General features: G+C 72.9%; 26 protein-coding genes. 12 read left to right on the forward strand and 14 right to left on the reverse strand.

Annotation, left to right across the window (positions count from 1 at the left end; genetic code table 11):
* Positions 1-38 precede the first annotated feature (38 nt).
* From F7Q99_RS36005 to F7Q99_RS36040, 9 genes are all read right to left on the reverse strand, one after another.
* The gene (locus F7Q99_RS36005; RefSeq protein WP_153470289.1) at positions 39-377 is read right to left on the reverse strand and encodes a hypothetical protein; all 339 of its coding nucleotides are present in this window, start codon (positions 375-377) and stop codon (positions 39-41) included.
* A 364-nt stretch (positions 378-741) separates the two neighbouring features.
* A complete protein-coding gene (locus F7Q99_RS36010; protein WP_153470291.1) occupies positions 742-1,242 on the reverse strand; it encodes a hypothetical protein in 501 nt (166 codons plus the stop codon).
* Between the two features lie 110 nt (positions 1,243-1,352).
* Positions 1,353-2,240, reverse strand: coding sequence for a hypothetical protein (locus F7Q99_RS36015; protein WP_153470293.1), 888 nt, complete (start codon positions 2,238-2,240; stop codon positions 1,353-1,355).
* 85 nt (positions 2,241-2,325) lie between these two features.
* Complete coding sequence (locus F7Q99_RS36020; RefSeq protein WP_153470295.1) at positions 2,326-4,398, reverse strand: type I restriction-modification system subunit M; 2,073 nt, start codon at positions 4,396-4,398, stop codon at positions 2,326-2,328.
* A 127-nt stretch (positions 4,399-4,525) separates the two neighbouring features.
* Positions 4,526-5,110 (reverse strand): hypothetical protein, encoded by a 585-nt coding sequence (locus F7Q99_RS36025; RefSeq protein ID WP_153470297.1) that lies wholly within the window; start codon positions 5,108-5,110, stop codon positions 4,526-4,528.
* 89 nt (positions 5,111-5,199) lie between these two features.
* Positions 5,200-5,382, reverse strand: coding sequence for a hypothetical protein (locus tag F7Q99_RS36030; RefSeq protein WP_153470299.1), 183 nt, complete (start codon positions 5,380-5,382; stop codon positions 5,200-5,202).
* 80 nt (positions 5,383-5,462) lie between these two features.
* The gene (locus F7Q99_RS40650; RefSeq protein WP_195911399.1) at positions 5,463-5,633 is read right to left on the reverse strand and encodes a hypothetical protein; all 171 of its coding nucleotides are present in this window, start codon (positions 5,631-5,633) and stop codon (positions 5,463-5,465) included.
* Positions 5,634-5,703: 70 nt separating this feature from the next.
* Positions 5,704-6,135 (reverse strand): hypothetical protein, encoded by a 432-nt coding sequence (locus F7Q99_RS36035; protein ID WP_153470301.1) that lies wholly within the window; start codon positions 6,133-6,135, stop codon positions 5,704-5,706.
* A gap of 99 nt (positions 6,136-6,234) precedes the next feature.
* Positions 6,235-6,699, reverse strand: a complete 465-nt coding sequence (locus tag F7Q99_RS36040; protein WP_153470303.1) for a DUF4262 domain-containing protein — start codon at positions 6,697-6,699, stop codon at positions 6,235-6,237.
* Between the two features lie 278 nt (positions 6,700-6,977).
* On the opposite strand from F7Q99_RS36040, the gene F7Q99_RS36045 reads away from it, so the two are divergent.
* The gene (locus F7Q99_RS36045) at positions 6,978-7,229 is read left to right on the forward strand and encodes a hypothetical protein (RefSeq protein WP_153470305.1); all 252 of its coding nucleotides are present in this window, start codon (positions 6,978-6,980) and stop codon (positions 7,227-7,229) included.
* Positions 7,230-7,454: 225 nt separating this feature from the next.
* Here F7Q99_RS36045 and F7Q99_RS36050 read toward each other — a convergent pair whose 3' ends face one another.
* Together F7Q99_RS36050 and F7Q99_RS36055 are read right to left on the reverse strand one after the other, a co-directional pair.
* Positions 7,455-7,808, reverse strand: coding sequence for a hypothetical protein (locus F7Q99_RS36050; protein ID WP_153470306.1), 354 nt, complete (start codon positions 7,806-7,808; stop codon positions 7,455-7,457).
* A gap of 219 nt (positions 7,809-8,027) precedes the next feature.
* Positions 8,028-8,360 carry an XRE family transcriptional regulator gene (locus F7Q99_RS36055; protein ID WP_153470309.1) on the reverse strand — a complete coding sequence of 111 codons (333 nt, stop codon included), beginning with the start codon at positions 8,358-8,360 and terminating at the stop codon, positions 8,028-8,030.
* A 125-nt stretch (positions 8,361-8,485) separates the two neighbouring features.
* On the opposite strand from F7Q99_RS36055, the gene F7Q99_RS36060 reads away from it, so the two are divergent.
* From F7Q99_RS36060 to F7Q99_RS36095, 8 genes are all read left to right on the forward strand, one after another.
* Positions 8,486-9,862: an IS110 family RNA-guided transposase gene (locus F7Q99_RS36060; protein WP_153470312.1), complete on the forward strand. Its 1,377-nt coding sequence runs from the start codon at positions 8,486-8,488 to the stop codon at positions 9,860-9,862.
* Between the two features lie 375 nt (positions 9,863-10,237).
* Positions 10,238-10,873 carry a hypothetical protein gene (locus F7Q99_RS36065; protein ID WP_153470315.1) on the forward strand — a complete coding sequence of 212 codons (636 nt, stop codon included), beginning with the start codon at positions 10,238-10,240 and terminating at the stop codon, positions 10,871-10,873.
* 79 nt (positions 10,874-10,952) lie between these two features.
* The gene (locus F7Q99_RS36070; protein ID WP_153470317.1) at positions 10,953-11,405 is read left to right on the forward strand and encodes a hypothetical protein; all 453 of its coding nucleotides are present in this window, start codon (positions 10,953-10,955) and stop codon (positions 11,403-11,405) included.
* Positions 11,402-12,532, forward strand: a complete 1,131-nt coding sequence (locus tag F7Q99_RS36075) for a hypothetical protein (RefSeq protein ID WP_153470320.1) — start codon at positions 11,402-11,404, stop codon at positions 12,530-12,532. The genes F7Q99_RS36070 and F7Q99_RS36075 overlap by 4 nt, the downstream gene beginning before the upstream one ends.
* A gap of 248 nt (positions 12,533-12,780) precedes the next feature.
* Positions 12,781-14,013, forward strand: coding sequence for a hypothetical protein (locus F7Q99_RS36080; protein ID WP_153470323.1), 1,233 nt, complete (start codon positions 12,781-12,783; stop codon positions 14,011-14,013).
* 177 nt (positions 14,014-14,190) lie between these two features.
* Positions 14,191-15,159, forward strand: a complete 969-nt coding sequence (locus tag F7Q99_RS36085) for a DNA-processing protein DprA (protein ID WP_153470326.1) — start codon at positions 14,191-14,193, stop codon at positions 15,157-15,159.
* Positions 15,156-15,899 carry a ComF family protein gene (locus F7Q99_RS42185; RefSeq protein WP_326847515.1) on the forward strand — a complete coding sequence of 248 codons (744 nt, stop codon included), beginning with the start codon at positions 15,156-15,158 and terminating at the stop codon, positions 15,897-15,899. Before F7Q99_RS36085 ends, F7Q99_RS42185 begins: the two co-directional genes overlap by 4 nt.
* 73 nt (positions 15,900-15,972) lie before the next feature.
* Positions 15,973-16,149, forward strand: a complete 177-nt coding sequence (locus tag F7Q99_RS36095) for a hypothetical protein (RefSeq protein ID WP_153470329.1) — start codon at positions 15,973-15,975, stop codon at positions 16,147-16,149.
* An 82-nt stretch (positions 16,150-16,231) separates the two neighbouring features.
* On the opposite strand, the gene F7Q99_RS36100 is transcribed toward F7Q99_RS36095, so the two are convergent.
* Together F7Q99_RS36100 and F7Q99_RS36105 are read right to left on the reverse strand one after the other, a co-directional pair.
* On the reverse strand, positions 16,232-16,783 hold the full coding sequence (locus F7Q99_RS36100) for a hypothetical protein (RefSeq protein WP_326847516.1): 552 nt from the start codon (positions 16,781-16,783) through the stop codon (positions 16,232-16,234).
* 75 nt (positions 16,784-16,858) lie between these two features.
* Entirely contained in the window at positions 16,859-17,413 is a 555-nt protein-coding gene (locus F7Q99_RS36105) for a hypothetical protein (protein ID WP_153470332.1), read from the reverse strand.
* Positions 17,414-17,654: 241 nt separating this feature from the next.
* Between F7Q99_RS36105 and F7Q99_RS36110 the strand changes: the two genes are divergently transcribed.
* The 3 genes from F7Q99_RS36110 to F7Q99_RS36120 all read left to right on the forward strand — a co-directional run bounded on the left by F7Q99_RS36110 (position 17,655) and on the right by F7Q99_RS36120 (position 25,317).
* On the forward strand, positions 17,655-17,876 hold the full coding sequence (locus tag F7Q99_RS36110; protein ID WP_153470335.1) for a hypothetical protein: 222 nt from the start codon (positions 17,655-17,657) through the stop codon (positions 17,874-17,876).
* 1,307 nt (positions 17,877-19,183) lie between these two features.
* On the forward strand, positions 19,184-24,697 hold the full coding sequence (locus F7Q99_RS42885) for a DnaB-like helicase C-terminal domain-containing protein (RefSeq protein ID WP_153470338.1): 5,514 nt from the start codon (positions 19,184-19,186) through the stop codon (positions 24,695-24,697).
* A complete protein-coding gene (locus tag F7Q99_RS36120; RefSeq protein WP_153470341.1) occupies positions 24,697-25,317 on the forward strand; it encodes a hypothetical protein in 621 nt (206 codons plus the stop codon). The genes F7Q99_RS42885 and F7Q99_RS36120 overlap by 1 nt, the downstream gene beginning before the upstream one ends.
* 58 nt (positions 25,318-25,375) lie before the next feature.
* On the opposite strand, the gene F7Q99_RS36125 is transcribed toward F7Q99_RS36120, so the two are convergent.
* On the reverse strand, positions 25,376-25,861 hold the full coding sequence (locus F7Q99_RS36125; RefSeq protein WP_153469679.1) for a hypothetical protein: 486 nt from the start codon (positions 25,859-25,861) through the stop codon (positions 25,376-25,378).
* Positions 25,862-26,041: the final 180 nt, after the last annotated feature.

Genomic DNA, 26,041 nt, shown 5'->3' on the forward strand with positions numbered 1-26,041 from the left:
CGTTCCGGCGCCGCGCGGGCGGCGCCGGAACGGGCTGGCTACTGGTCGGCGCCGGTCACGTGCAGCCCCGAGACGCTGGGCAGCTGCGAGAGGATCGTGTAGAACTCCGCCGGCCGGTATCGGGCCTTGCGCTCCTTCTTGCCGAGCCGGAGCACCAGGTGCACCTCCACGTCGTCGATGTCGTGCTCCCGGGTGGCGATGTATCCGGTGTCCAGGCACGAGAACGTCACCGACTGGACGATCGTCATCAGTTCGCCCAAGGCGACCCGGTCGCCCTTGCGGGGCAGCGGCAGGCTGCCGGTCTCCCAGGTGAAGCCCGCCTCGTAGTCGACCTCGCCGTCGTTGATGCCCAGGTCGAAGCTGACCTCTGCACGCATGGCTGTTCTCCATCTCCGTCGTTGTTGTGGCCGCGGCGCGCTGCGCCGCACGGCCGGGTGGTCGTGCTCCTGGCGGGAGTCGAACCCGCGCCGAGCAGACGAGCTTGGAAAACGCGCTTCCCTGCCGGGGGTTCGGGGGTGTCAGCCCCTCGTTGAGGTTCCCCAACCCTGGGGCTTTTGGCTGGCCAGGGCCCGGTCCCGGTGCATCCGCAACCGTCTCGTCATGACGCCGTTCCGTTTTACGGCCGCTCTTCCGCTGAGCTACAGGAGCGGGATCGGGCGGTGCACCCTCCCCACGGCGCATACATTACACAGACTCAGAGTGTTAAGCAACTCCCGTTGTGTTGGTCTGCCTTCGTGGTCGTCAGCGGGGCTCGGCGGTCTCCCCGTCGGGCTCCGCCGGGCCGGCTTGCCGCCGGTCGCTCCGGGTGTCCGGTGCGCCCTCGTACGGATGCCACGACGCCGCCGCGCGGTGGGGAAGGTGGGTGGCGACGATGCTCGGCCAGTCCGTCTGGTCGTGTTCCCTCGGGGTGGTCGGGTGCGTGATCCAGTTGGTTGCCCCGGTCTCGTCGCTCAGCAGTGCCTCGACCAGGCACTCCCGGCACAGGCCGATCTCGGGCGTCCAGTCCCGGAAGGTCGCGGGCGTCTGCGGGTGCAGTACCGCGTGGCGCTGGGTGGCCTCCAGGATCAGGCGCGGCCAGTCGACGGCGCGCGCCACTCGCTCCAGGATGGCCGCCATGGCGTCCTCGACCACCCAGACGTCCTCGGTGGGCATGGTGGTGTAGCTGCGGGTGCGCTCGTCCCAGCGGTGGTTCCCCAGTACGTCCTGCCGGAGGGTCTTGATCACGGCGAGTCGGTTGGGCATGGCTCTCTCCTGAGGTGGGGTGCGGGTAGGGCGAGGGCTGCCGCCCTGCGGCCGGCCGGGCCGATGTGCCCGTCCGGCCGGCGCGGGCTGCGGCTCCGTCGCGGGGTGCTTCACAGATGCCAGTGCGGTGGCCGGGTGCGGGTGGGGTAGAGCAGCGTTCGGTGTTTGTGCTCGGCGATCGCCCGCTCGGCGCGCCGGTACGTGGGCTCTTCGAGGTCGCGCGGGTCGCCGAAGGCGTCGCCGCAGGACACCGTCACGTTGCTGCCCAGCCGCCACAGCCGTGAGTTGACCGCGCAGCAGGCCGAGTTGATGGTGTCGAGGTCGTTCAGCCACCAGTGGTAGCGGCCCGGATCGAGGCCCTGGAAGCGCAGTGCCGCGGCGGCGGCCCGGACCATGGAGCCGGTGCCGGCGCACGGTTCGAGGAGGACGGCGCCGGACGCCGGACGGTCGGTCAGCATGATCTCGCCGGCGGGGTCGGCGGCGATCGAGGGGGTGAAGAACTCACCGGTGGCCTGCTTCTGGCCGTGGCCGCGCATCCGCTGGACCAGGAGGCCGAGCAGGTCTTCCGACTCGCAGCGGGCGAGGTCGCTGCAGTACTCCAGCAGTCCGGCCCGCACGAGGATGCGCGCGTAGTCGGCCAGGCCGCGGATGTCGGTCTCGCTCGGATCGGCGAGCCATGCGTGCAGCGGTCCGGCGGCGTCGGCGAGGACCGGGTCGGACGCCCACAGGCTGTTCCAGCTGGCCCGCAGGGCGTCGGCCAGTTCCCCGTCGTCCAGGGGGATCAGCAGCGGGCCGTAGTCCGGCCCGTCCGCCTGGCTCGGGGAGCACAGGGCCAGCCCGGCCAGCGTGCCGACGGCGATGGCCACCTCGCCCGTACCGCCACGGTTCTCCAGCCACCACCCGTGGGCGGCGTCGACGATGGACCGGCCGTGCTCGCGGCCGTCCTCGGGGACCATGAAGCGCCGGAAGCCGGCGGGAGGGATGCCGTACAGGGTCATGTCGTACTCCAGAAAAGAGGCCGGAGGGCAGGCCGAGGGCGGGGCGTGGGGCCGCCCACCCTCGGCCATATGCGAATTCGTAACCTTAAGAAACTTGGTGGACGTCCGGAGTCGCCCAGGGCTGACCGGCCCAGAGCGCCTGGATCTCGGCCTGGACGGCCTTCAGGTCCGCGTCGATCTCCTCCAGCGGCCGCGGCGGCTTGTAGACGTAGAAGTGGCGGGTGAAGGGGATCTCGTAGCCGACCTTCGTCCTGGCGTGGTCGATCCAGGCGTCGGGGACGAACGGCAGCACCTCCCGCCGCAGGTACTCCTCCGGGTCCTGCCCGAGCGGGACGTTCTCGAAGTCCCTCAGCGCCGGGTCCGGCAGCGGCCCGCCCGGCGAGCCCTGCACCTCGCCCCCGGGATCGGCCACGCCCCATGCCTCCCGCAGCGCCCGGAGGAACGCGGCGCCCGACGGACACACCAGGCCGGCCGCGGCCACCGCGGCGGTGAGCGCGTCGAGGGCATCCGCCGCCGTCGCCCACACCGAGCCGGCCAGCGGGCGCAGCGCCTCGGCGAACGCGACCGCGTCAGTCGTCCGCTGGACCGGCTTCGCCGACGCCAGCTGCGCGATCGACGCCTCGCTGGCCTCGAAGCGCAGCCGCAGCGGACGCTCGACCATGATCCGCCGGTAGCCGAAGTCCTCGTTGCGGAAGACCTTCACCTTCCCGTCTCCCGAACCGCCGGCACCACCGGGCGCGTGAGCCGGCGGGACCGGCGGCGCCCCGGCGTACAGGCGGGTCAGCTCGGCGATGTGCTCCTCACCGAGCTCCTTGCGCTTGTCGCCCAGCGCCCTGCGCATCTTGCGCCAGTGGTCCCGGGCGTCCAGCAGGACGACACCGCCCTTCCGATCCGCGGCCTTGCGGTTGGTCAGCACCCACACGTAGGTGGAGATGCCGGTGTTGTAGAAGAGCTGGTCGGGCAGCGCGACGATGCCCTCCAGCAGGTCGCTCTCCAGAATCCACTGCCGGATGCGGGACTCCCCGGACCCGGCCTGGCCCGAGAACAGCGGCGAGCCACTGAAGAGGATCGCGATCCGGCTGCCGCCGCTCCCCGATGCCTCGACCGGCTTCATCTTCGCGATCATGTGCTGGAGGAAGAGCAGCGCGCCGTCGTTGACCCGGGGCAGGCCGGCGCCGAACCGGCCGCGCTCGCCCAGCTCCCGGTACTCGCGCTCGACGGCGCCCTGGGCCTTGCGCCAGTCGACGCCGAACGGCGGGTTGGCCAGAAGGTAGTCGAACGTCGCGCCCGCATGGCCGTCCTGCGTCAGGGAGTTGCCCAGCACGATGGCCTCCGGGGCCTGGCCTCTGACCATCATGTCGGACCGGCAGATCGCCCAGGACTCGGGGTTCAGCTCCTGTCCGAACACCTCCACCGGGCTGTCGGGGTCAAGACGCAGCAGCTGTTCCTGCGCGGCGCTGAGCATGCCGCCGGTGCCGCACGCCGGGTCCAGGACCGTCCGGGGCGCCCCCGGCGCGCCCGGGGCCTGCCCTTCGGCCGGAGCGAGGAGGTTCACCATCAGCCGGACGACCTCCGGGGGCGTGAAGTGCTCCCCGGCCGTCTCGTGGGACTGCTCGGCGAACCGCCGGATCAACTCCTCGAAGAGGTAACCCATCTGGTGGTTCGACACGACCTCACGCGGCCCCCCGTCCTCGCCCGCCGTCGCCGCAAGCCTGGCGGCCTCCTCGGCCGGCCGGAGGTCCAGCTCGGCGAAACGCCCCACGACATGGTGCAGCAGCCCGGCCGTGGCCAGCCGCTCCACCTGCGGGCCGAAGCCGTACTGCTCCAGCACCTCGCGCGCCTCGGGCGAGAACGCGCCGCAGTACGCGAGCAACTGCTCGGCGCAGTCCGAGCCTGCGCCCGCGATGGTGCGCAGCGCGAGCGGGCTGGTGTTGTAGAAGCCGGCCCTCGTGATCGCCCGCAACCCGCCGTCCGGCGTGCCCTCGGCGACCGCGGCCAGGACGGCGTCCTTGGTCGGCTCCAGGACACACTCCAGGCGGCGCAGCACCAGGAAAGGCAGGATCACCCGGCCGTACTCCGACTGCTTGAAATCTCCACGCAGGAGCTCGCTCACCGCCCAGACCCGCGACGACAACTCGGCGTGCTTGCCGCTGTTCAAAGGACACCTCTCCAACAGGAACGGCACCGCCGGGCAGGGCCCGGCGCGGCCGACAGGAACGAAGGGAACATCGGGACAGGCCCGGCGGATGCGCGGCATGCCCCGCACCCGCCGGACCGGCGGAACCTCACGCGCACGACCGCCCGCACTTCTCGGGATCGTGGTAGCCGTCCGCGTACTCGCCGACCTTGTCGCGTACCGCCTGCGGCACCTCGGGCCCCAGCGTCGTCACCGAGTCCCACCACTCGTGGTCGGCCCCGCTGCGCCCCGGGTCGATGGTGTGCACGATGGCCTGGGCGGGGGTGCCGTCCATGTAGACGTGGACCTCGGTGCCGTCGTCGGGGGCGCGGTCGACCACCACGTCGATCCGGAGGCCGACAGGCGGCCCAGCGGCCTGCGCCCGCGTCGGCGGCTGGGCTGCTGCCCTGCTCCACGCTCCGAAGATCTCGTCGCGTCCGTGGGGACCCAGGGACTCGAGCAGCACCGCTTCGAGTACGCCCAGGTCAACTGCCGCCCACCCCGCGGGCAGGCCCTTGTCCAGGTCGTCGGCGCGGCGGTGGAGGAAGCTCAGGACGGAGGACTTGGTCACCCTCGGGTCGTCGGCGGTCAGTTCCAGGCGGCACTCCATCTCGGCGGCCGCGTCACGCAGTGCGGCGGCGCCCGTGACAGTGGGCCGGTGGAGGGGGCTCGCGGGCATGGGGTCGTGCGTCATGGGAAGTCCGATCTCGGTGCGCGCCGGGGCAGTCCGGCGTGAGGAGGGGAACCCCGGGGCGGGGCGGGGCGGGCTGAGCCGTGCAGCGGTCAGGTGTCCAGCGCGGCTTCGTCCCGCCGCCAGCGGCGCGACTCGATACGACGGGCGATCCGTCGCTCGGCCGCCTTGGCCCGGCCCCGGGCGAAGGCGAAGTAGAAGCAGGTGCATCCTTGGCGGGCCCGGACGCACCCGCCCCGGTGCCCCGGCCGGGTGGCGGGGAGCAGCATGCGCATGGGGGCTCCGTGCGGGGTTGTGGCGGTTGTGGGGGACGGCGGGACGCTGGACCGGGCTTGGCCGGGCCGGGCGGGGCTGACTACCCGCGAGCGGCCTCCGCCTGGGCGTCTTCGGCGGTGTAGCCGCAGTCGCATCCCGCGCGGCAGTACGAGCCGGCCGGGGCGAGGCAGCCCTCGCAAGGCTCGTCGAAGTCCTGGGGCAGGAACGGTCGGCGCTTCGTGGCATCGAGGGCGGGCTGGGGTACGGACATGGCTGCTCCGAGGTTCGGGCTCCCCGGGTAGGCGGGTCAGCGCGGGGGCGATGGAGGTTCCGAGGGCCGGTCACCTCTCGATCGGCCCCGAGATCGTGATGGTGGTCGAGGCGTCGGTGGCCCCGTCGAGGGTCGTGCTGGCCCAGCGCAGTGCGCTGACCTCGGTGATCGGACCGAGTTCGCCTCCGTAGGGGTCTTCCCCGGTGATCAGGAGCTTGACGTCGACGTCTCCCGTGCTCTCCTGCACCTCGGTGAGCCGGTCGATGAGATCGCGGACCGTCAGCGGGTGCTCGGAGTGCGTCTGCGGGGCGTCCTCGTCGTCGTTGCGCCCTTCGAGCAGGACCGTGACGGAGCCGGTGCCGCGGTGACCCCGGTCGGTCTTCACGCCGATGACGGGGCCCTCGGCGCCTTCCCACTTGCTGGAGAGGATCGAGGCGACTTCGACGTTCCCTACGCGCTGCTGCTGCTCCTCAAGTCGGTTGAGAAGTTCCGAAATTCGCATCGCTGTGCCCTTCTGGCGAGGAGACCGACGTTGTGAAGACCGGCTCGCTGCGCGGCCGATAGTCAAACCATAGGCGAAGTCATGGAATTAAGCAATTCCCTAGAGGGGGAGCTGTGCCCCGGTCGAGAGGGTGCACGCCGCATCGCCGGGGAATCGGCCCTCCCGGTCCGGCCAGACCGCTTGCCAGACGGGCGGGTTGCGGCGGTAGATGGTGCGAACCAGGACGAACGGCAATGCACTGCCCGCCTGCCTCAGTCGCAGTGGGTAGCCGCCCCCGACGGCGCCCCTGACCTCCATGTCCGGCGTCGGGGGAGTCTGCTGCTCAAGCAGCCGCACGGCCAGGGAGTTGAGCGCGGAGCAGGACATCTCGTAGTCGAGTCCGCTGACCGCCAGTTCGTAGCCCCGGTGGACGTGCAGTCCCACTGTGTAGGCGAGCGAGGGCTCGCCGGTCCGGGGGTCGGCCGGGATAAAGGGGATGGCGTACCCCTTCTCGTTGATGCGGGCCGCCAGCTGCTGTAGGTAGGCGGCCATCTGCTTGCGGGTGTCCGCGGGGATCGAGGGCACTGTCCATCCAATCGGGAGGGTCGGGGCGCCGGGGCCTTGCGCCGGGCCGGCGGGGTGTGTCTCGGGCCTGGGTTGGCGCGCCCGGAGGGGGTCGGGGTCGACGGGGCTGCGCACACATTATGCTTACTCGTATCCTTAAGCAAGGATCTTGGGATGGCGCTCTTCTGCCTGGCTCCGTGGCAATGGGAGGGAGGGCGAAGATCACTCGGCAGTTCCGCCCAAGATCCACAGCAGCTACGGTCGACCTCAAGATTCCGTCAACCCGCAGGGAGCAGCACATGGGCAGCGTTTACAACAGCATTGGCGACGGCGCAGTCCTTCGCGGCCTCACCATCCAGGCGGGCAATATCGGCTTCGTCGACGGCACGCAGTCCGGTGACGGCAAGCCGTCCTCCGCGCTCGACCTGCTGGACACCGAAGGCGCGCCGGTCGCGCTGACCCGCGGCGAGTACGAGGCGCTGAACGCCTACCTCGGCGAGCGCACCGACCCCACCGCCCGAGCGCTGCACAACCGGCTGGCCGACCGCTGAACCAGTCCGCGGCGAGTCGGGCGTGACAGGCCATCTGCGGGAGGCTCAGCGGGCCCTCGAAGGCGACGTTGCCACAGGCGCCGCCCTCTTCGAGGGCCGACTCCGGGACATGAGCCCCCGCGCGGAAAGCTGTTCGCCCGCCCGGCCGTCAGTCCCCAACTGACGGCCGGGCGTTTGCTCTGCGTTCAGGCCGCCCCCGGTGACTACCCCGGGCGTCCGCCAGCGTCAGCCTCCGGCCGACGCCCCGGCCTTGGTGCTGGTGAAGGCGAACCGGTCGGCATCCGAGCGGCGCAGCTCGCCGATCTCCTCCAGGCGCAGAACACACACAGCCAGGCGCATGGCCTCGCGGACGATGGTGATGAGCAGCAGGCCGCCGAGCTCCTCCAGGCGGGCGCGGGCGCCGGGGACGGTGTGGAGCATCCGGCGGACGTCGGCGGTGTACTGGTGAGAGGCGGCGAGATCGCCCTCGACAAGCAGGTCTTCCCAGAGGGATCCGTCGTCGGCCGGGGCGTAGTCGCTGAGTTCCAGCCAGTCGGCGCTGTCCGGTTCGGTGTCGAGGTGAAGCGCGGTGAGGGCCATCAAGGGGTCTTCCTGTCAGAGGGGCGGTCGAGGGCAGCACGAGCTGCCGGATCCGGGCAGGGCGGCAACGGGAACTGTCAAGTCCGTGCTGCGCCCATGGCCGTGCCGGGTTCGTTGAGATCCTCGGCCCGTAAAGACCGCCACCCGCCAGCCGTGAACACCGGCGGAGGTGCCATCTTAGCCAGGCGGCGCGGTCGTTCGCTGGTCCGGCTGCCGCCGTCAGGGGGCGGGGTGTTGCCCGTCCGCGAGCTCGGAGTACAGGTCCGTCGGGTACAGCGGGGTCTGCAGCACCATCTCCAGCAGCAGCAGAGTGTGGGCGGCCGGCAGCCGGTCGCCGTCCAGGATGGCCAAGATCGTGGGGTGCGTCATGCCCTGGCCGGCCTGCTGGGCGAGCGCGCGGGCGCCCAGCTCGCGGCGCTCCATGGCTGCTGCGAGGGCCAGCGCGACAGCCTGCCCCAGGCGGGCTCCCGGAGGCGCGTCAGGAGCAAGCGGCCCGTCCGGCCAGACGCCGCCGGGCGCGAGGTGCGCCCGAGGGACCACTGCCCATGGCATCGACTCGCACCCCGCTGTGATCTTCGGACTCAACTGACCTGCCCCATTCTTCCGTGCTCCGGCGCGTGGACCGCGCCGATCTTGGTGGTATTTTTTAATACCACCAAGGGAAGGAATGTTCGACCGTGCTGTTCGCGGGCATCGACTGGGCGGACCGCTGGCTCGACATCGCCGTGCTCGACAAGGCCGGCCAGCCACTACTCGAGCAGCGCATCGTCTACGCCACCACACCCGATCCTGTCGCCGCCTACCTGGCGCTGCTCCAGCCGCTGGCCCGCCGCTGGAGATCCACGGTCACCGGGATCGAGGAAATCGGCCTGCCCTTCGCGCGCTCCCTCTCCGCCGCGGACATGAAGGTGGTCCACGTCGACCCGACCAGGGCGGCCCGGCACCGCACCGCCCTGGGCATCCCCAAGAACGACCGGGCCGACGCCCGGATGATCGCCGACCTGGCCCGCCAGGGCATCGCCCGGCCCGTCGTCGAGAGCAGCCCGCCGTCGCAGGCACTCCGAGTGATCACCCACGCCTACCGGGCGGCCGTCCGCGACCGCATGGCGGCCGCTCACGCACTGCGCGCCACCCTCTCCCGGGCCTGGCCGAACGCGATCACCGCCTGGCCCGCGACCCGCGGCGGCCTGGGCAACCCGCAAGCCCTCGCCATCCTCCTTGCGGCGCCCGGCCCCCGAGCAGCCAGCCGCCTCACCCGCACTCAACTGGCCGACCTGCTACGCGGCGCGGGACGCACCCGCGGCACGGACCGCGAGGCCGAACGCCTGCACCTCCACTTCCACCGGCCCGCCATGCTCCTCCACCCCCTGGTCGAGGAAGCCGAAGCTGTGCGGATCGCGGACCTGACCGCCACCCTGGCCGCCGCGGCCGACCGGGCAGCCCGCCTCGAAGCTCAGACCGCCGACCACTACGCCCGCCAGCAGCACCACCACATCACCGCCTGCATCTCCGGCATCGGCACAATCCTCGGCGCCCAGCTCCTCTCCGAGATCGGAGACCGGCCGCACGAGCGCTTCGGCAGCGGCCGCGCCCTGGCCGCCTACGCCGGCGTCGCGCCGGTCACCTGGGCCTCCGGAACCACCGCACGCGTATCGCTGCGCCGCGCCTCGTCCACCCTGTTGCGTTCCACCTTGCACCTCGCCGCGTTCTCCTGGGCCATGCATTCCCCCGGCGCGTCCGCCTACTACCGCAAGCGACGTGATGCCGGCGACGCCCACGCCACCGCCCTGCGCAAGCTCGGCCGCCGACTCGTCCTGTGCCTCTACCACTGCATGACCACCCAGATCCCCTACGACGACGCCGCCGCCTTCGGCTACGCCCCCGGCGAGGCACCCGTCCTGGGCCGCAAGCCCCCACTCGGCGACGCCGAGATCGCACACGCCCGGGAACTCCTCCTGCTTCCGGGAAGCAGCCTTGCCGAAGTGGGCCGGGCCCTGGGGGTCAGTGCCCAGACGATCCGCCGGTACGTACTGGGCGAACCACGCTCCCGCTGACCGGCACCCCGCCCGTCCGAGGACGGCGGTGTCCGCCGCACCACGGTGGAGACCCCCGTCCTCGGCCGAGGACGGACGAGGTGGGTGGGCCGCGGTACGCCCGATAATCTCCGGGCCGCGAGCCCCCACGTGGGAATGGCGACCGCACCGCCCACCCACCTCAACAACCCGATGTACATGGCACGTTGAAGCTGAAGTGGAAGGGAAGCTCCTTGGACCTCATCCCCCCAGCGGGACCCAGTTCCACCCCGTGCCGGCATCCGGCCGGGGCCCTGACAGCAGCCGAAGGCGACCGGCGCGGAGCCGCCCCCGGAGGCGGCAGGCAGCACCACTTCGTCGGCGCACCGTCAGACCCCAGTGCTACACATGGCCGCTATGGGAAATCCAGCGGGCGCACCGACCAGCGCCGAGGCGTACTTCCAGGCCGGCTGCCGCATCCTGAACGAGGACGGCCCCAGCGGCTGGGGAGCGGCCCGGACTCAGTTCGAACAGGCCGCGAGCCGATCCGACTCCGAGATGCTGTGGCGCATCGCCGACGCCTGCCAGTGGGTGCCGTCCCTGGCTGCCCACTGGATGAGCCGCGCGGTGCTCTCCGAGAACGAGGCCAACGGCATCGAGGTGGACCCGAGCACGTTGTGCATCACCGGCGGGGAGAACGGTGATGCGCTCAGCCAGCACTTTCGAATCGCTGTGGAGTCGGGCGACCACGACAAGGCGGTCGAGGCACTCACGGCTGCTGCCGACAACCGGCTGTGGGCGGTCCTGGAGGACGGCCAAGAGATCCCCGATGAGGACTTCATCGCCGACAGCGACCTCTACAGCCCGAACTACGTCGGCCTCGACCCGTCCGTACCGCTGGTCTGGATGGACTGCAAGGGGGCGGTCATGCCCTACATGGCCCGCACCGTACTTCGCATCGTGCGGCAAGAACTGCAGAACGCGGGTATCCACCAGGCCCGGCTGTTCACCCCCCGACCGAGCTCGCCGGCCGACGGCGAGCCGACCTGCTGATGTTGGCGCGGCCCATGCGGGCGCGACGGGGCGACCGGACGGGGCGCCGCGGCCGAACCGAATCGGGAAGGGGTGCTGGATGGTGATCGAGGTGAGCGACCCGGGGCCCCTACCAGTGGACCTGGAGACCGCGCTGGCAGCCCGGGCGGAAGGGGCGTGGTCACAGGAGGCCGCGCTGTGGCTGCTGACCGGCGACGGCGGGATGTGGCTGCCGCGCCTGGAAGATGGCGACTTCGTGAAGTGGATCGGGGACGACCAGGCCATGGCCTACGTGGACTGGCCGAAGGTCTGGGAGGTCCTGGACGAGATGCCGGACCCGGACGACCCGGATACGCTGCGCGAGGGCACCACCACCTCGCAGCTGATGGTCCTCCGGATCGCCGGGGCGCTCGACTTCAACGGCTGCCCGGCGGTGCTGGCGCACCAGCTGCCCGGCCTGACTGAGCACGACACCCGGCGGGTACTGCACGCCATGGCCTGGTCCGCGCGCGGCCGCAGCTACGCCCAGACGCTGGGGGTGCTGACCGCGTGAATCGGTATGCCTACGCCGCACCGTCCCCGATCCGACTGCCGGACTGGCAGCGCAAGACACTGCGCTTCTACCGCACCCAAACCGCCCGGGCGCTGATCGAGACGGCCAAGCTGGAACAGGGCATGGTCGGGGTCGAGCCGTCGTGGGCATCCCTCACCGAACGCCGACAGGCCGCCGAGGTCATGGTCGCCGAAGAAGCCGCCCGGCTCTCGGCCGCCGAACTGCGCTGGATCGGACCAGGCCTGACCGCCACCGCCCGCGAGCACGCGCTGGCCGACCTCGGCCACGTCTGCATCGACCACGGCTTCCCCGTCCCGCCCGGCGACGAGGAGGACGCCCCGCAGAACCGAGACGGCTTCGCGCTGTTCGCCGAGGCGTACGCGGAGACCGGGGACGGCGGCAAGCTGGTCGCCGCCTCGTGGTCGCGCTGGACCCCCGGCGATCGGGACTGGGAATCTAGGTGGCTGTCGTGGGACCAGCACGGGCGGGACACCGCTCAGACCGAGCTGCTGCGCACTGCCACACGGGACGGCGGCACGTGGGACGGCGGCTGGTGGCTCACCTTCTACTCGCTGTCCGCCCGGCCGGACGGGCGCCCGCGCGGCAACATCGGCCCGCTGCTGCCCCTGGCCGAACTCGTCATCCCGGACGGCTGGGAGCTGCCGGCCAAGGGCCGACTGGAAGGGGACGCCACCCCGTGGCACTACGCCCGTCCGGTGCTGGCCGCGCTGCGCCTGCTGCGCGAACTGCCCCGCGAACGGACCGTCGGCGAGCTCTCCCAACGCGTCGAGCACATCGAGGAAAGCGCTGCCCGGCAGCGGGCCGACCGGCGGGCCGGCATCACCGGGCCCCGCCGGGTGTCGGTGATCCACGAGGACGCCCCGCTGCCCGGCCCGGTGCAGCGCCGCCCGGACCGAGAGGTGGTGCCGCGCGGCCCACTCGAGGTGCGCGTGCCGGTACAGAAGTACACCCGCTGCCCCAACCGGGCCGAGCACGGCCCCGGTTGCGAGCACCGCGACGTGAAGGGCTACACCCGCGGCCCCGACGGCGCACCGCTGTACAACCGCTCCCAGCGGGTTCGGGCCGCCGGTGCTCGGCGGCGACCGAAGGGGGAGACCGAAGGGTGACCGTGGCTTCCTCCGTCGGCCCTCACCAAGGCGTCCAGCCCCAACGCCGCTCTGCCGTCCTCGCCGAAGACTTCACCGGCGCCCCGAGAACCGCACCGTCGTCACCCATCACCCAAGGAACACCGGAGACCTGAGAAGAGGCCGACCCGTGGCTATCCCGTCCAACGACCCGCGGTGCGACCGCAGCTGAGATCATGGAGACCGGTTCGCTTCAGCCGCCCCGACGGGCGGCGGGAAGAGGGGGTTCGGTGGACGACGGCAGTGTCACGGTGCGCGCGGTGGTGTTCGACTACAAGGCGGTGCTGCGCACCTCCACTCGCGCGCACGACGGCGTCGCCGAACTGCTGCACTGGCTGGGCGAGCGCGACGTCGTCTGGGTGCTGCTGTCCAGCGATCCGATGGACGCCGTTGGCGCCTGCGCGGCCGCCGGCCTGCCGCAGCCCGCCCTGCACCTGTGTCGAGACGACATCCCCGGCCGGCCCGCGCGCGGCAGCGGAGCCTGGCTCACCAGCGTCGCCGAGGCCCTGAAGCTGTACCCCACCCAGCTCCTGCTGGTCGGCACCACCGAGTGGGACTGGTACACCGGCATCCAGGCCGGCGTCGTGTACGTCCACGCCCGCTGGGCCAAGGCCAACAAGAAGCGGATCACCTCGCTGCTGGCCGACTCCCCGGACGAGGTGCGCGAGCTGCTCGAGCACTACCTCCTGCACGAGCCCACCTGGGCCTACGCCCTCGACGACGAGGACGGCCGCTTCCGCCTCCGCTCCCTGCTCCCCCCGAACGTCTCCTTCCCCAAGGGCGGCGGCCGCACCTTCACCCTCCAGGACGTCTTCACCCGCTCCCACAGCATCGCCCTCGGCGAGCAGGACGCGCGCGACGTCCTCATGCTGAGCCTGCTCCTGTCCGCATACCTGGAGGGCAACCTCCCCGGGCGCAGCCTGTTCTGCGTCTACCCCAGCAGCAGGCCCGGCCGGGTCAGCGCCCAGCTCGAAGGGTTTCTGGAGAGGGCGAAGGTCGTGGTCGGCTCGTACTACCGGGAAGACCTCCTCGAACGCGTCGTCGCGGCCCCCGACACCAGCCTGGAGCGCTACCGGGCCAGCAGGGGAGAAGGGACGGGGGTGGACATCTCGATCGCCGCCCAGGCGCGCACCGTACGGATCAACCCCGACTACCGGCGCAAGGTGCGCGGCAAGACGGTGATCGTCTTCGACGACTTCACCACCGAGGGCAAGTCGATCGAATGGGCACGCATCCTCCTGGAGGAGGCCGGGGCGGCCGAGGTGATCGCCCTGACCGTCGGGAAGTACCCCAAGGCCCACACCGCCTACGAACTGCGCCGCGGCGTGAAGATCGACCCGTTCGACACCAACGATCTCGACCTCGCGGACTTCGCGGCCACCAGCTGCCCCGGCGGCGTGGACGACGGACCGTCCCAGTCGCTGCGGCGAGCCATGCTGGAGTACCTCGACACCGCCCAGTAGCAAGATCAATAGCAGCCGGGGCCCGAGAAACCCCTCAGGCCCGGGCGGCCGGCTCGACGCACTGGTCGGCGCCCCTGCGGGTCGGCTGTCACATCCGTGCGCCATGATGGAGGTGGCCCAAGCACACCGCACCATCCTTCGAACATCCTCGGGCCGCGAGTAGAAGGACTCATCTTCATGACCGACCTCACCCTCACCGATCAGCACCGCGATCTGCTCGCCCTGTGCGCCGCCCGCGTCGGCGAGCACCTGATCGACTGGAACCTGATCGCGCGCAACGCCCAGACGCCCGACGACCTCGCGGCCCTCCTCGACGGGCGACTGCGCGAGGACGGCACCACCACCGTCCAGCGCAACCGGCCCCTGCTCCAGGAGGCCATCAAGGACCTCGACCCCTTCCGCGATTGGGTCGACAAGGAGACCGAGGCCGCCCGGAAGGCCGGGGCGCAGCTGGTCACGGTCCTGGACCCCGACTACCCGGCCAACCTGCGCCTGGTCCCCAACCTTCCGCCGTTCCTCTTCTACCGCGGCCAGCTCAGTGACCGCGATGCCCGCTCCATCGCCGTCGTCGGCACCCGCCAGGCCTCCGAAGACGGACTGCGCCGTGCCGCCCGCATGGCCCGCGAGCTCGTCGAGCACGACGTCGTCATCATCAGCGGCCTCGCCAAGGGCATCGACCGCGCCGCCCACGACGCCACCCTGCGCGCCGGCGGCCGCACCGTCGCCGTCATGGGCACCGGCATCGCCGCGCCCATCTACCCGGCCGAGAACCGCCCCCTGGCCGACGCGATCCTCAAGCACGGGGGAGCGCTGCTGAGCCAGTTCTGGCCGACCTCGCCCCCGGCCCGGTGGACCTTCCCCAAGCGCAACGTCGTCACCTCCGGAACCACGCTCGGCAGCGTCGTCATCGAAGCCTCCAGCACCTCCGGCGCCAAGATGCAGGCCCGCATCGCCGCCGAACACGGCAAGAAGGTATTCCTGATCCGTTCCCTGGCCACCAGCGAACCCTGGGCCGAGAAAATGATCAAGGAAGGGCGGGCCATCCAGGTCTCCCACACCAGCGACATCCTGGACCGCCTCGGCACCGCCGAGAGCGTCCAGCGCGCCAGCGAGCAGCGGCAGCAGCTCGCGCTGGCGGGCCTGTGACCACGCCCCTTCCCCAACCGGCAGGCTTCCCCAACTGCGGCATCTGCGCCTACAGCCTTACCGGCGCCGCCCACCTCTGCTCAGCCTGCGCCCAGAAGACCCTCCAGCCGATCGCCGAGCCGCACTGCCCGGTCTGCTCCCAGGCCGTCGCTCCCGGGCAGCCGTGCTCCAACCGCTTGTGCCAGCTGCCGCTCGCCGAGCGCGGCTTCTCCCGCGTGGACGCGGTCGCTGTCTACTCAGGGGCGCTGCGCGACAAGATCCACAAGCTGAAGTACGACGGGGCGCACGGCTGGGCTCTGATCTTCGGCCGGCTCCTGGTCGGCTGGATGGAGACACACCGCGACCGGATGGACGGCGTCGACTTCGTCATCGGCAACCCCACCCACGCTGGCCGCGTCCCGATCCAGCACATCGAGCGGATCATGGACGCGGCATACAACGAGGACCTCACCCACGCCTTCCCCCTCAGCGCGCCGGGATCCCCGCTCCTAGTCAAGACGGCGGAGACCCCCCGGTCCGCGCGCGGCACACTGGAGGACAAGCGCCAGGCCGGCGTCGCTCACGCTGCCGCCCTTACCTGGACTGGAGACCGCGCCGCGATCGAGGGCGCCACCATCCTCCTCGTCGACGACGTCCTCACCTCCGGATCCCAGCTCCAGCACGTCTCGCTGCGCCTGGTCGCCTCCGGCGCCGCCGAGGTCCGCGGCCTAGTGCTCGCCCGCGTGCCCTGGGGCAACTGATCGCCGCCATGCTGCTGGCTACGCTGGTGCCCCGGCCACACCAGGGCCAGCTCGTCCTGCTGAGAGGAACCCCATGGAGAAGCCCCTCGTCATCGTCCGAGACGAGTGCTGGGAACTGATGGAGGCCAGCAAGAACAGGACCACGCCGGAAGCCGACGCTGCTCACCACGGCATCGGCAAGGAGGAGATCTTGAAGGGCCTCCTCCGCCAGACGCGCAAGGGAATGCCGTCCCGCCCCGTCACCGGCTAGAGCACCCCGCACCTGGCGGGGACCCACCCTGCCTCCTGTTCGGTCCGCGGTCCGGCCGCCGGCACCTGCCCTCGGCAGTCCGTCAGGCTGGCCGGCCGATCCACGCCTCGTGCGTCGCCGCGACGAAGTCGTTCTCTCGAAGGCGGCCCCGCAGAATCCCGACGCGGGTCCGTCCCTCCAGCACCTGCAGACCGCTTGCCGACGAGTCCAGCAGCCTCCGGTCGAGCAGCAGCGGCGGGCGCTTCCAGGTCCCGTGGTCCCGCCACATCTCCGCGACGCCGACGTGGATGCCGACGCCGACGTGGATGCCTGAGTTGCGCACGCTGACGTAGTGGCCCGGGTGGAGGGCGAACTGCTCGATGCAGCCCGCCTCGGACGGACCGGTCGGCATTGTGCTCAGCTCCTCGGCCGTGACCGCTTCGAGCGTCCACACGATTGTGGCGAGGTCGACGTTCCCGTAGTCGCGCTCGAAGGGACCGTGATCACCGTGGTCGTAGAGGAACTGCTCAACGACGTCGGCCGGCCACTGGAGCGAGGCGATCATGGGATCGGCACGGAAGGTGTCAAAGCTCAGGCCGAGGCTGTAGTCGGCTCGGCGGCGGCGCATCAGTTCGCGGAGGTCGGTCAGCTTCACGGCTCTACCGTAGGACGTGTATCCCCGGCCGCGATCCGTGCCGCCGCCGGTGCCCGCTCTGGGTTTCGACGATCGTCAGGGCGTCTGAACGAGCGGGGTCAAGACGCCGAGCCGATGTGCTTCCGGCTCGGCATGCGGGACACCGTCAGCGCCCAGGAACAGGTAGAAGTACTGCGTCGTCAGCGGCCTCGGGGTCGAGGCCCCGCCCTTGGCGGTGCCACTCAGGGCCCCTGCAGAGTAGAAGTGCGGCAGCCAGCCAGGGCCCACGATCGCCTCGACCCATGCCTTCGCCTCCTCCAGATCAACGGGCAGGCGAGTACGGAGTTTCTTGTGATGCGAGGCGAACGAGAGCGTCAGTACAGCCCCCTCCCGGCCGGACCCCTCAAGGAGCATGGCCTGATCGGTGACGTCCCCCACAACGCTGAGAACAGCATGCTGGTCGGTCACCGAGCGCACCGGCCCGAAGCGGCGCGGCATCACTCGCCCCTCCGACCGCAGCTGCTCCAGCACGGCTTCGGGCAGCACGGAAGCCAGACCGCTATCGGCCGGCTCCGTAGAGAACAGGCTCCGGCGAAAGAGCCGGAGCTCTTCCTCGTGCTTCCGGAGCACCGTACGAATATCGGCATACATAGTGCATACGGTACAAGCTGCACGTATTGGATTACCCGCCCCGCTGCCGCCCGCCCCGCTGCCGCCCGCGCCCGGTCCGCCTCCGCCTCCGCCTCCGCCTCCGCCGCCCCCGGCCGGTCCCGTCGCGTCCGGCCTCCGCCACCGGCCCGCCGGGGGCCTACCGGGTACCCGGCCGCTCCTGCCGGTGCGGCGAAGCTGCCAGAATGACGCAACACCACACCACGACTTCGGGGAACAGCAGATGCAGAGCGAGACCTTCGTGCATGAATTTCTCCGCGCTCGCATCGCCGATCCTGGGCATCCCTTCGAGGGCGCTGCCGTGGTCGAGCTGATCGTCAACGAGTACTGCGAAGCGGTCAACAACCGGCGATGGCCTACGGCTACCGCGCTTGGCAACCTGATGCTCAAGCTTGCTGAGCAGTGCAAGGACCACCCTGACTACCGCCATGACTGGGAGCCGTAGACCCGTCGCCGTCCGCACCCGCCTCGCCGTCCTCCGGGCGCCGGGCCGCCTCGCCCCAGCTCCGTCCCGTCCGCCGGGCGCCGTCCTCCGGCCGTCCCGCCTGCCGTGCTGTGCTGCCCGCTTCGCCGCCGCTGCTGTTCGCCGGCGCCGTAGGGACAGCGGATCCCACCGTGCACCGTTGTACCGGGCCCCGGGGTGCGACTGGTGGGCGCGACACTCCGAGGTCACCCGTTCGTGTGGCCCCGCCGTTCGCCTCCGACCGCCGCCCGCCGCCCGCCGTCCGCCGCCCCCGCCCTCCGGCCGCCCCCGTCCGCTGCGCCGCCTGCCCGCCCGCGCCGTCGTCCGCCGCCGCGCTGGGGAGTGACCTCTCCGGCCCCCGGCCGTTCGGCGCCGTCCGGTCCCGTCCGCCGCCGTCCGCTTCCGTTCGGTCCCGTCCTGTCCCGGCCGGGGTTCCGGGCCGCCCGTTTCGGGCGTCCCGCCGCCTGTCCGTCCCGCCGTACCTCCGCCGCGCCGGGGCCCGCCCGGCCGTCGGGTCCCTGCGGGGTTCGCCTGTACGCCGGCTGCCGCCAGCTTCTCCCGCCCGGTCCGCCCGGTCCGGGCGGCGCCCGCCGGGCGCGCGTCTGTCCCGCCCCGGGCTGCCGGGCCCGCCCGGTCCGCCCGCTTCTCCCGCCGGTCAGCCGTTCGCTGTGCCACGCCCGGCCGCCGGGTCCGCCGGCTGCCGCCCGGGCGCTGTACCTCCGTCCGTCGGGCCCGCGCCCCGGTCCGGCTGCTGCGCCCTGCCCCGGTCTGCCGTCCGTCCGTCGTCTGCCGTCCGTCCGTCGTCTGCCGCCCGCTGTCCGCCGCTCCCGCCTCCGGGCCTCCGCCGTCCCGCCGGTCCGGCCGCTGCGCCCCGCCCGCGCTGTCCGCCGGGGCTGCCCGGCTGCCGCCCGGGCCCGCGCCGCCGAGCCCCCGGGGTGACACGCCTTCACTCGTTCTCGTTACAACATTCCGTGCCGGGTGTGTACCCGTGTGGCTAGACTGACAGCCAGCGTTACACCTTGTGTGTGGGTGCGGATGGCCTGCGGCCTGGGGCCGTGCTGCGCCCTGCCCGGGACCGGGACGGCCTCCTGCCGCCCGCCGGTCCGCCGTCGCCCGGTCCGCCGGGTCCGCCGGTCTACGCCGCCGTCCGGTCGGCTCCGCTGCCCCGTCGGTGGTGGCGCCCGCCCGCTTCGGGCCGGTGCGCCGTCGCCCCCGGGCCGTGCCGGTCGTCCCCCGGTTGTCTCCCGGTCGTTGTCTGCTGTGCGTCTCTTCTGTGTCTGGAGTGCCTGGTGTCCTCTTCTCGTTCGGGTTCCTCCCGCGCCGCTGCCGGTGGCCGTCGCGGTGATGCCGGTGCGGCGCGCGGTGCGGACGGGGCCCCGCCGGTCGCGGGCCCGGCCGGCCAGGACCCGCTCGTCCCGGCCGCAGGGGGCGCCGGCACCCCGGACACGACCACCAGCACCCCGGACACGACGGCCGGTGCCGGGGGCGCGATCGCCGGTGCTGCGCCCGCTCCGGCCCGCTCCGGCAGCGCCCCGCGCGGAGCCGTACGCGGGGCCGGTTCCTCGCGGCGGTCCGGCCGGACCCCCGCCACACCGGCCGCCTCCGCCCCGGAGCCGGGGGCGGCCGGGTACCTGAACCTTCCCGGCCCGGAAGACCCGCTGTGGGTGTCGATCCCGCTGGGGCTGCGCCAGAACCTGGCCATGCCCGCCTACCAGTTGGTGAATCCGGCGCGCGGTCACCTGGCCACCCCGGCGGGCCGCAAGCTGAAGTCCGCGCTCGGGGCCGCCGCCCGGGGCAAGCTCACCGGGACGCACTGGCTCGCGCTGCTCACCGCTCCTCGTGCCGCGTTCGGCGGCCCGACCAGCCAGAGGGCGGGCCAGGTGTACAAGGCCCTGGAGCAGCTGGTGGCCGACCACCTGCGGCCCGCGCTGGGCGCGGTCGCCGCGGCCGAGTTCGCCGCCGGGGTGGAACTGGCCCAGGCCGCGCCCGCCGACCCGGCCGCCGCCGTACCCGCCGCCCCGGAGACCGGCCCCGCCGCCGCCCCGGTGCCGGGCACCCCGTCCGGCACCGGCCAGGCCACGGCCGCCGCCCCGGAGGCCGACGCCACCGACGCCACCGACGTCCCGGCCCCGGCCTCGCTGCGCCCCGCCTCGGCTCCGGGCGGCGACGTCCCCCACCCGGCCACCCCGGCCGCCGTAACTACCCCTCCATCCAACGCCGTTGACGCCGACCCGGCCGTCGCCGACCCGGCCGTCGCCGACCCGGCCGTCGCCGACCCGGCCGTCGCCGACCCGGCCGTCGCCGACCCGGCCGTCGCCGACCCGGCCGTCGCCGACCCGGCCGTCGCCGACCCGGCCGTCGCCGACCCGGCCGCCGCCGTGCCCGGCCCGGCCCCGGCTGCTGTCACCCTCCCCACCCCCGCCGGACCGGACCCGGACCCGGACAGCACTGCCCCGGCCCAGCCCGGGCCGCCGGCCGGAACCCCGGCACCGGCGCCGGTGCCGCTGGGCGACCTGGCCGAGCTCCTGAGCGTCACCACCCAGACCCCGGGGACGATCCTGGCGGTCACCAGCACGCACACGACCACCGCGCAGACCGCTCTCGCCCAGGCCCAGGACCTCGAGCCCGCTCACCTGCCGACCGTGCAGGTGAGCGGCCACGACCGCGCGTCCCTGATCCGCGCCCTGTACACCCGGCTCGGCCTCGGCCAACACCGCCGGCTTCCCGGTCTCGACGAAGCCGAAGACCTGATCACCGCCGAGCTGCAGCACACCCCCCGCCTGGTCATCGCCACCACCACCCTCGGGCTGCGCCCGGCCGCGCTCCAGCTGCTGCACCGCCTGTGGGCGCCGAAGCCGTTCCCGCTGGTGCTCGTCGGCGACACCACCCTCGACGGCCTCCTGAGGCGCCACGACCTCGCGGAACTCCACCCCCACATCACCCACCACCGCGTCCAGGAGCCCCCCGTGCCGCAGTCTGCCGCCGCCCCGGCCCCGGCCGCCGACACCGCCCCCGCCGCGCCGCAGCCCGCGACCCCCGCCACCGTCCCGGCCCCGGCTTCCGCCGCCGGGCCGCACCCCACAGCCGCCGGCGCCACCGTCCCGGCCGCCGACCCGGCCACCGCACCCGCCGCCGCGGCCGACGGCCTGCTCCAGGACCTGCACTCCACGGTCGAGCACCACGCCCTGCTGTGCGTCACCGGCCCCGCCCCCGCCGACACCGCGATCACGGCGGTCACCGCCGCCACCCAGCACCAGCCCCTGCCCGCCGTCTGGATCCGCCCCCACCCCGGCACCGACGAACCGGCCCTCATCCGCGCCCTGTACACCGCCCTCGGCCTTCACCACCGCCAGCCGCAGCCCCGCGAACACAGCGCCGCGCTGGAACTCGTCGCCGCCGAACTCGACCGCTCCGCCCGCCTCCTGGTCGTGCCCGACGCCCACCGGCTGGCCACCGCCGCGCTGCAGACGCTCTACGGCCTCTGGGCGCCCGGCGGGCCGGAGCGCTTCCCCCTGGTCCTGGTCGCAGACGACCACCTCCACACCGTCCTCGACCGCCCCAAGCTGGCGAGCCTGAAAGCCGCAGCCGACCACCACCGCCTGGCCACCGCCGCCCCCGCGCCGGAGGCGCGCGAGAACACCCCCGCCCCGGCCGCCCCGGCCGCCCCGGTTCCGGCCGGACCGCAGCCGGACGCCGCCGTACCCGCCCCGGAGACCGGTACCACCACGGCGCCCACCGCCCCGGCCCCGACCGGTGAAGTCCCCGCCGCGCCCCACCCCGTCCCGGCCGCCCCGGCCGCACCGACCGGTGAAGACCCGGCCACCCCGGCCGCCGGCGCCGCCCTGCGGCCGGCCACCGCCCCGGCCGGCGAAGCCCCCACCGTCCCCTCGACCCTCGACCCGGCGCCCGCACCGCTCCCGCCGGGCCTCGACCTGGTCCTGGCCCCGAGCCCGCAGACACTCCACCAGGCCCGCAGCACCCTCCCGCAGCTGATCAGCGCCGCCGGCCAGGGCACCTCCACCCCACTGGCCCGCGGCACCCACCACGCCCTGCTCACCGCCCCCACCACCGCCACCACCCTGGGCTGGGACCTGACCACCGCCACCGCGCACGGCACCGCCGACGCCCGCAAGAAGCTCGGCGACCTCATCCAGGCCGCCGCCACCGGCCACCCCCAGGTCCTGCGCCGCCACGTCACCCCCCTCGCCGTGCTGCTCCCCGCCGCCCCCGACGGCACCCCGCTCCCGCCCCCCGGCCACCCCGGCCGACCCGCCCCCGGTACACCCGCCGCAGCAGCAACGACCGGACCCAGCACCGGAGTTGTAACGCCCACCCCGGCCACCGTCCCCGCCGCAGCAGCGCCCGCCCCGGCCGCACCGGACCGCAGCAGCGAAGTCGAGCCGGACGACACCCTGTTCTCCACCCCGGCCACTTCCGGCGCCCAGCCGGCCACCGTCCCGGCCCCCGCCGTGGTCGAGCCCGTCCCGGCCGCCAACCCCGCCGCGGCTGTGCCCGGCCAGGCCGCCGATGCCGAGCCGGCCACCCCGAACGCACCCGCCCCGGCACCGGCGGCCGGCGAGCCCGCCCTGCAGGACCCCGCGGCCGCGGCCCCGCCGGCCGGCCAGCCGGCCGCGGCGCCCGCCACACCGCGGCCCCCGCGCCGCCTCGCCCCGCTCGCCGACGCCCTCACCACCGTCCTCACCCCCCAAGCCCCCGACCCGGACACCACCCCGGCCGGCCCGCGCGCCCTGTCCACCGGCATCCGCACCCTCGACGACGCCCTCGGCGGCCTCCAGCCCGGCCGCTTCTACCTCGCCGCAGCCGCCCCCGGCACCGGCGGCAGCCTCCTCGCCACCACCACCGCCCGCACCACCGCCCTCGACCACCACCTCCCCGTCCTCTACGCCGCCTCCGGCCTCACCCGCGCCGACGTCGCCGCCCGGATCGTCGCCGCCCACCTGCCCGTCGACTACCGCCGCCTGCGCACCGGCCACCTCACCCCCGCCGAACAGGCCGACGCCACCACCCTCCACACCGAGCTCGCCGCCGCCCGCCTCTACATCGACGACGGCACCGACCTCACCCCCGACGCCATCGCCGAGACCGCCGCCGACCTCGCCGCCGACCTCACCCACACCACCGGCCAGCCCGGCCTGGCCCTGGTCGTCGTCGACCGCCTCCAGGCCCTCGACGACCCCCGCCTGCCCCTGTCCGGCCCCCGCCTCACCGACGCCGCCCAGGCCCTGGCCCACCTCGCCCGCACCCACCACGTCCCGGTCCTGGCCATCCTCGACACCGACCAGCCCGACCTGGTCACCGCCCTCGGCCTCGACACCACCCTCACCCTCCACCCCCACCCCGACGCCCCCACCACCCAACTCCTCCTCACCATCGCCGAACGCGACCTCGGCACCCAAGCCACCCTCACCCTCACCGCCGACCGCGCCCACGCCCGCCTCACCGACCCCACCCCCTTCAACCCCTACGCCCGCCCCAACCCGGCGCCGGAGGCGCCCAACACCCCCGCGGCCCCAGCGCCGGAGGCGCCCACCAACCCCCCCACCACAGCGCCGGAGGCGCCCACCCAGGCTTCTGCGGCCTCCGACTGGCCCACCATCGCCGTCCCCGGCCACCCCGCCCAGGACACCGCCGCTGCGCCCGACCCCGACTTCGACTCCGAGGTCACCCCGGCCACCGCGGCAGCCCTGGACACCCTGGCCAACCTGACGCCCGACCAGCCCCCCGCCCCCCCGCTGCGCCCGACCCGGGACCGCGCGGCGCGTACGGCCGCCCCCAGGCCCGCCCGCACTGGCGGCGGGGACTACGCGGGCCGGGACTACGGCCACTTCCTCGACATGATCAACTCGGTCGTCGAGCAGACCCTCCAGGAGCACGGCGGCGACACCAAGGCCGCGATCACCGCGCTGGAGCTGAAAGCAATTCCGAACGGAATGGCCCTCTTCGAGGCAACCCGAGTCGGCGGAAATTACGAGCACACCGTCTACCCGGAACGCCTCGAATTCCTCAGTAAGAAATCCCGCGACGGAGCCGACGACATCTGGGAGGGCCGCCACAAGTGGGAGAACGGCCCGCTCATGGACCAGCTCAAGGCCGGCACCCACCCGGACATCGACGTCGACGTCCTGGACACCAACGCCGCCTTCTGCAGCTCCCTGAAGACCTGGCTGCCCATCGGCGCCCTGCAGCACCAGCCGGACGGCGGCTTCAACCCCAAGCGCTCCGGCATCTACCTCCTTCCCAAGCGCCCCACCTGGGAACACCCGCACCTGCCCGACCCGATCGGCAACCGCCGCGAGCTCGGCCCGGTCCTCCTGGACGACGCCACCATCCGCCTCCTGATCCGCTGCCACAAGCTCGGCCTCGCCGAGGCCCCGCACATCACCCAGGCATGGACCTCCGGCGCCTCCGAAAACATCGCGGAGAAGTTCCGCCGCGTCCTCACCATCGCCCGCGAAAAGGCCATCCTCGACGGCGACGACGTCACCGAGAAATACGTCAAGGCGATCTACTCCAAGTTCGTCTCCACCATCGGCGAATCATCATTCAACCGAGACCTCCGCCGACCCGACTGGATGCACATCATCCGCAGCCAGGCATTCGCCAACCTCTGGTACAAGGCACACCGCGCCCACGAACACGGCCTCACCATCGTCCGACTCCGCGGCACCGACGAACTCCACATCACCGGCGACACTGCATGGCGAACGGTATTCAACGAAGGCCGCCTCACCACCCAGCTGAAGCTCAAGACCCAGTACACCCTTTACGCGAAGGCCGCCTAATGTCGACCGACGGCTGGAAGAACTTCGGCAAATACGGCGCCGACCTCGACCCCGAAAACCGCCACGGGAAAATCGTCCTCGCCCGCGCCCTCGAAGACGCCCTGGAACGGATGATCGTCGAGGGCGGCATCAAGTCCCCCGTCACCACCCGCCGCGGCCTCATCGCCCGCATGAAGTACCTCACCACCACCCAAGGCGGCGCCCAGGCCATGGCCGACGCCGGCATCACCGCCGTCCCCAAGACCATCAGCGCCTGGACCAAGGGCAAGCAGCACCCCCTCCCCGCCAACCTCGACGCCATCGACACCGCCTACTGGAACCTCCGGGCCGCCAACATCCTCAACAACCCCGGCGCGTTCAAGCAGCACCTCAACAACAACGGCAAGGGCACCAAGGTCGAGATCCACCCCATCAACCAGGACGTCGTCGACGAACCCCGCCGCCGCGACAACCTACGCATCCGCACCCTGCAGGTCCGCTACCTCTGGGACGACGCGGTCGACGCCATGGTCGCCGGCGACGTCGGCAAGCTCGAGGAGATCTGGGACGACGTCATCGCCGACCTCGACTCCGACTGGGGCGCCTACACCTACGTCCGCCACATCGGCCTCGGCGCCTGACCACCCCCACCCAGCCGCGCGCCCGCCCCACCGGGCCGCAGCTGCGCCCCACCCCAGCTCAGACCAGCACCACCGGGCACAGCAGCGCGTACATCTCCCCCCGCAGCTGCGCCTCCGCGATGTCCCAGGGGCCGGTGATGCTGCCGGCCAGGGCGACGAAGACACCGTGACGGCGCGCGGTGCGGCGCCAGGCGCGCGAGCTGTTCAGGCCGCCCTCGTAGAAACAGACGCCGGACCGGCCGGTCACCATGAGGACGTCGCCGGCCACGTCCAGGACGGCCGACCAGCCGGCCGCCGGCTCCGCCCAGCCCTCGAAGTCGTCGAACCGCGCCCACCCGCCGGACGCCAGCCCGGCCAGGTGCGGATCCGGCCCGCGGCCGCCGGCCGACGCGAACGTCTCGACCCGGTGCGAGGCCGCGAAGACCACCTGCGCCCGCTGCGCGTCGACGGCCCACGCCTGCATGCCCAACGGCCGTAACGGCTCGCTGCCGACGTCGACGGCGTACATCGTGCCGCCGTCCACCGGGGCCGCCTCGTCGCTCACACCAGGCCAACGAACCGGCCCCCCAGAGGTAACCCACCAGCGGCCGGCCCCGCCCCGCTGCGCACCGCCGGGTCCCGGTCGGAGCTCCCCGCCCTGCCCAGAGGTAACCCACCAGCGGCCGGCCCCCCCGCTGCGCACCGCCGGGTCCCGGTCGGAGCTCCACCACCTGGCCGAGCGGGC

The organism is Streptomyces kaniharaensis (assembly GCF_009569385.1).
Classification (GTDB): domain Bacteria; phylum Actinomycetota; class Actinomycetes; order Streptomycetales; family Streptomycetaceae; genus Kitasatospora; species Kitasatospora kaniharaensis.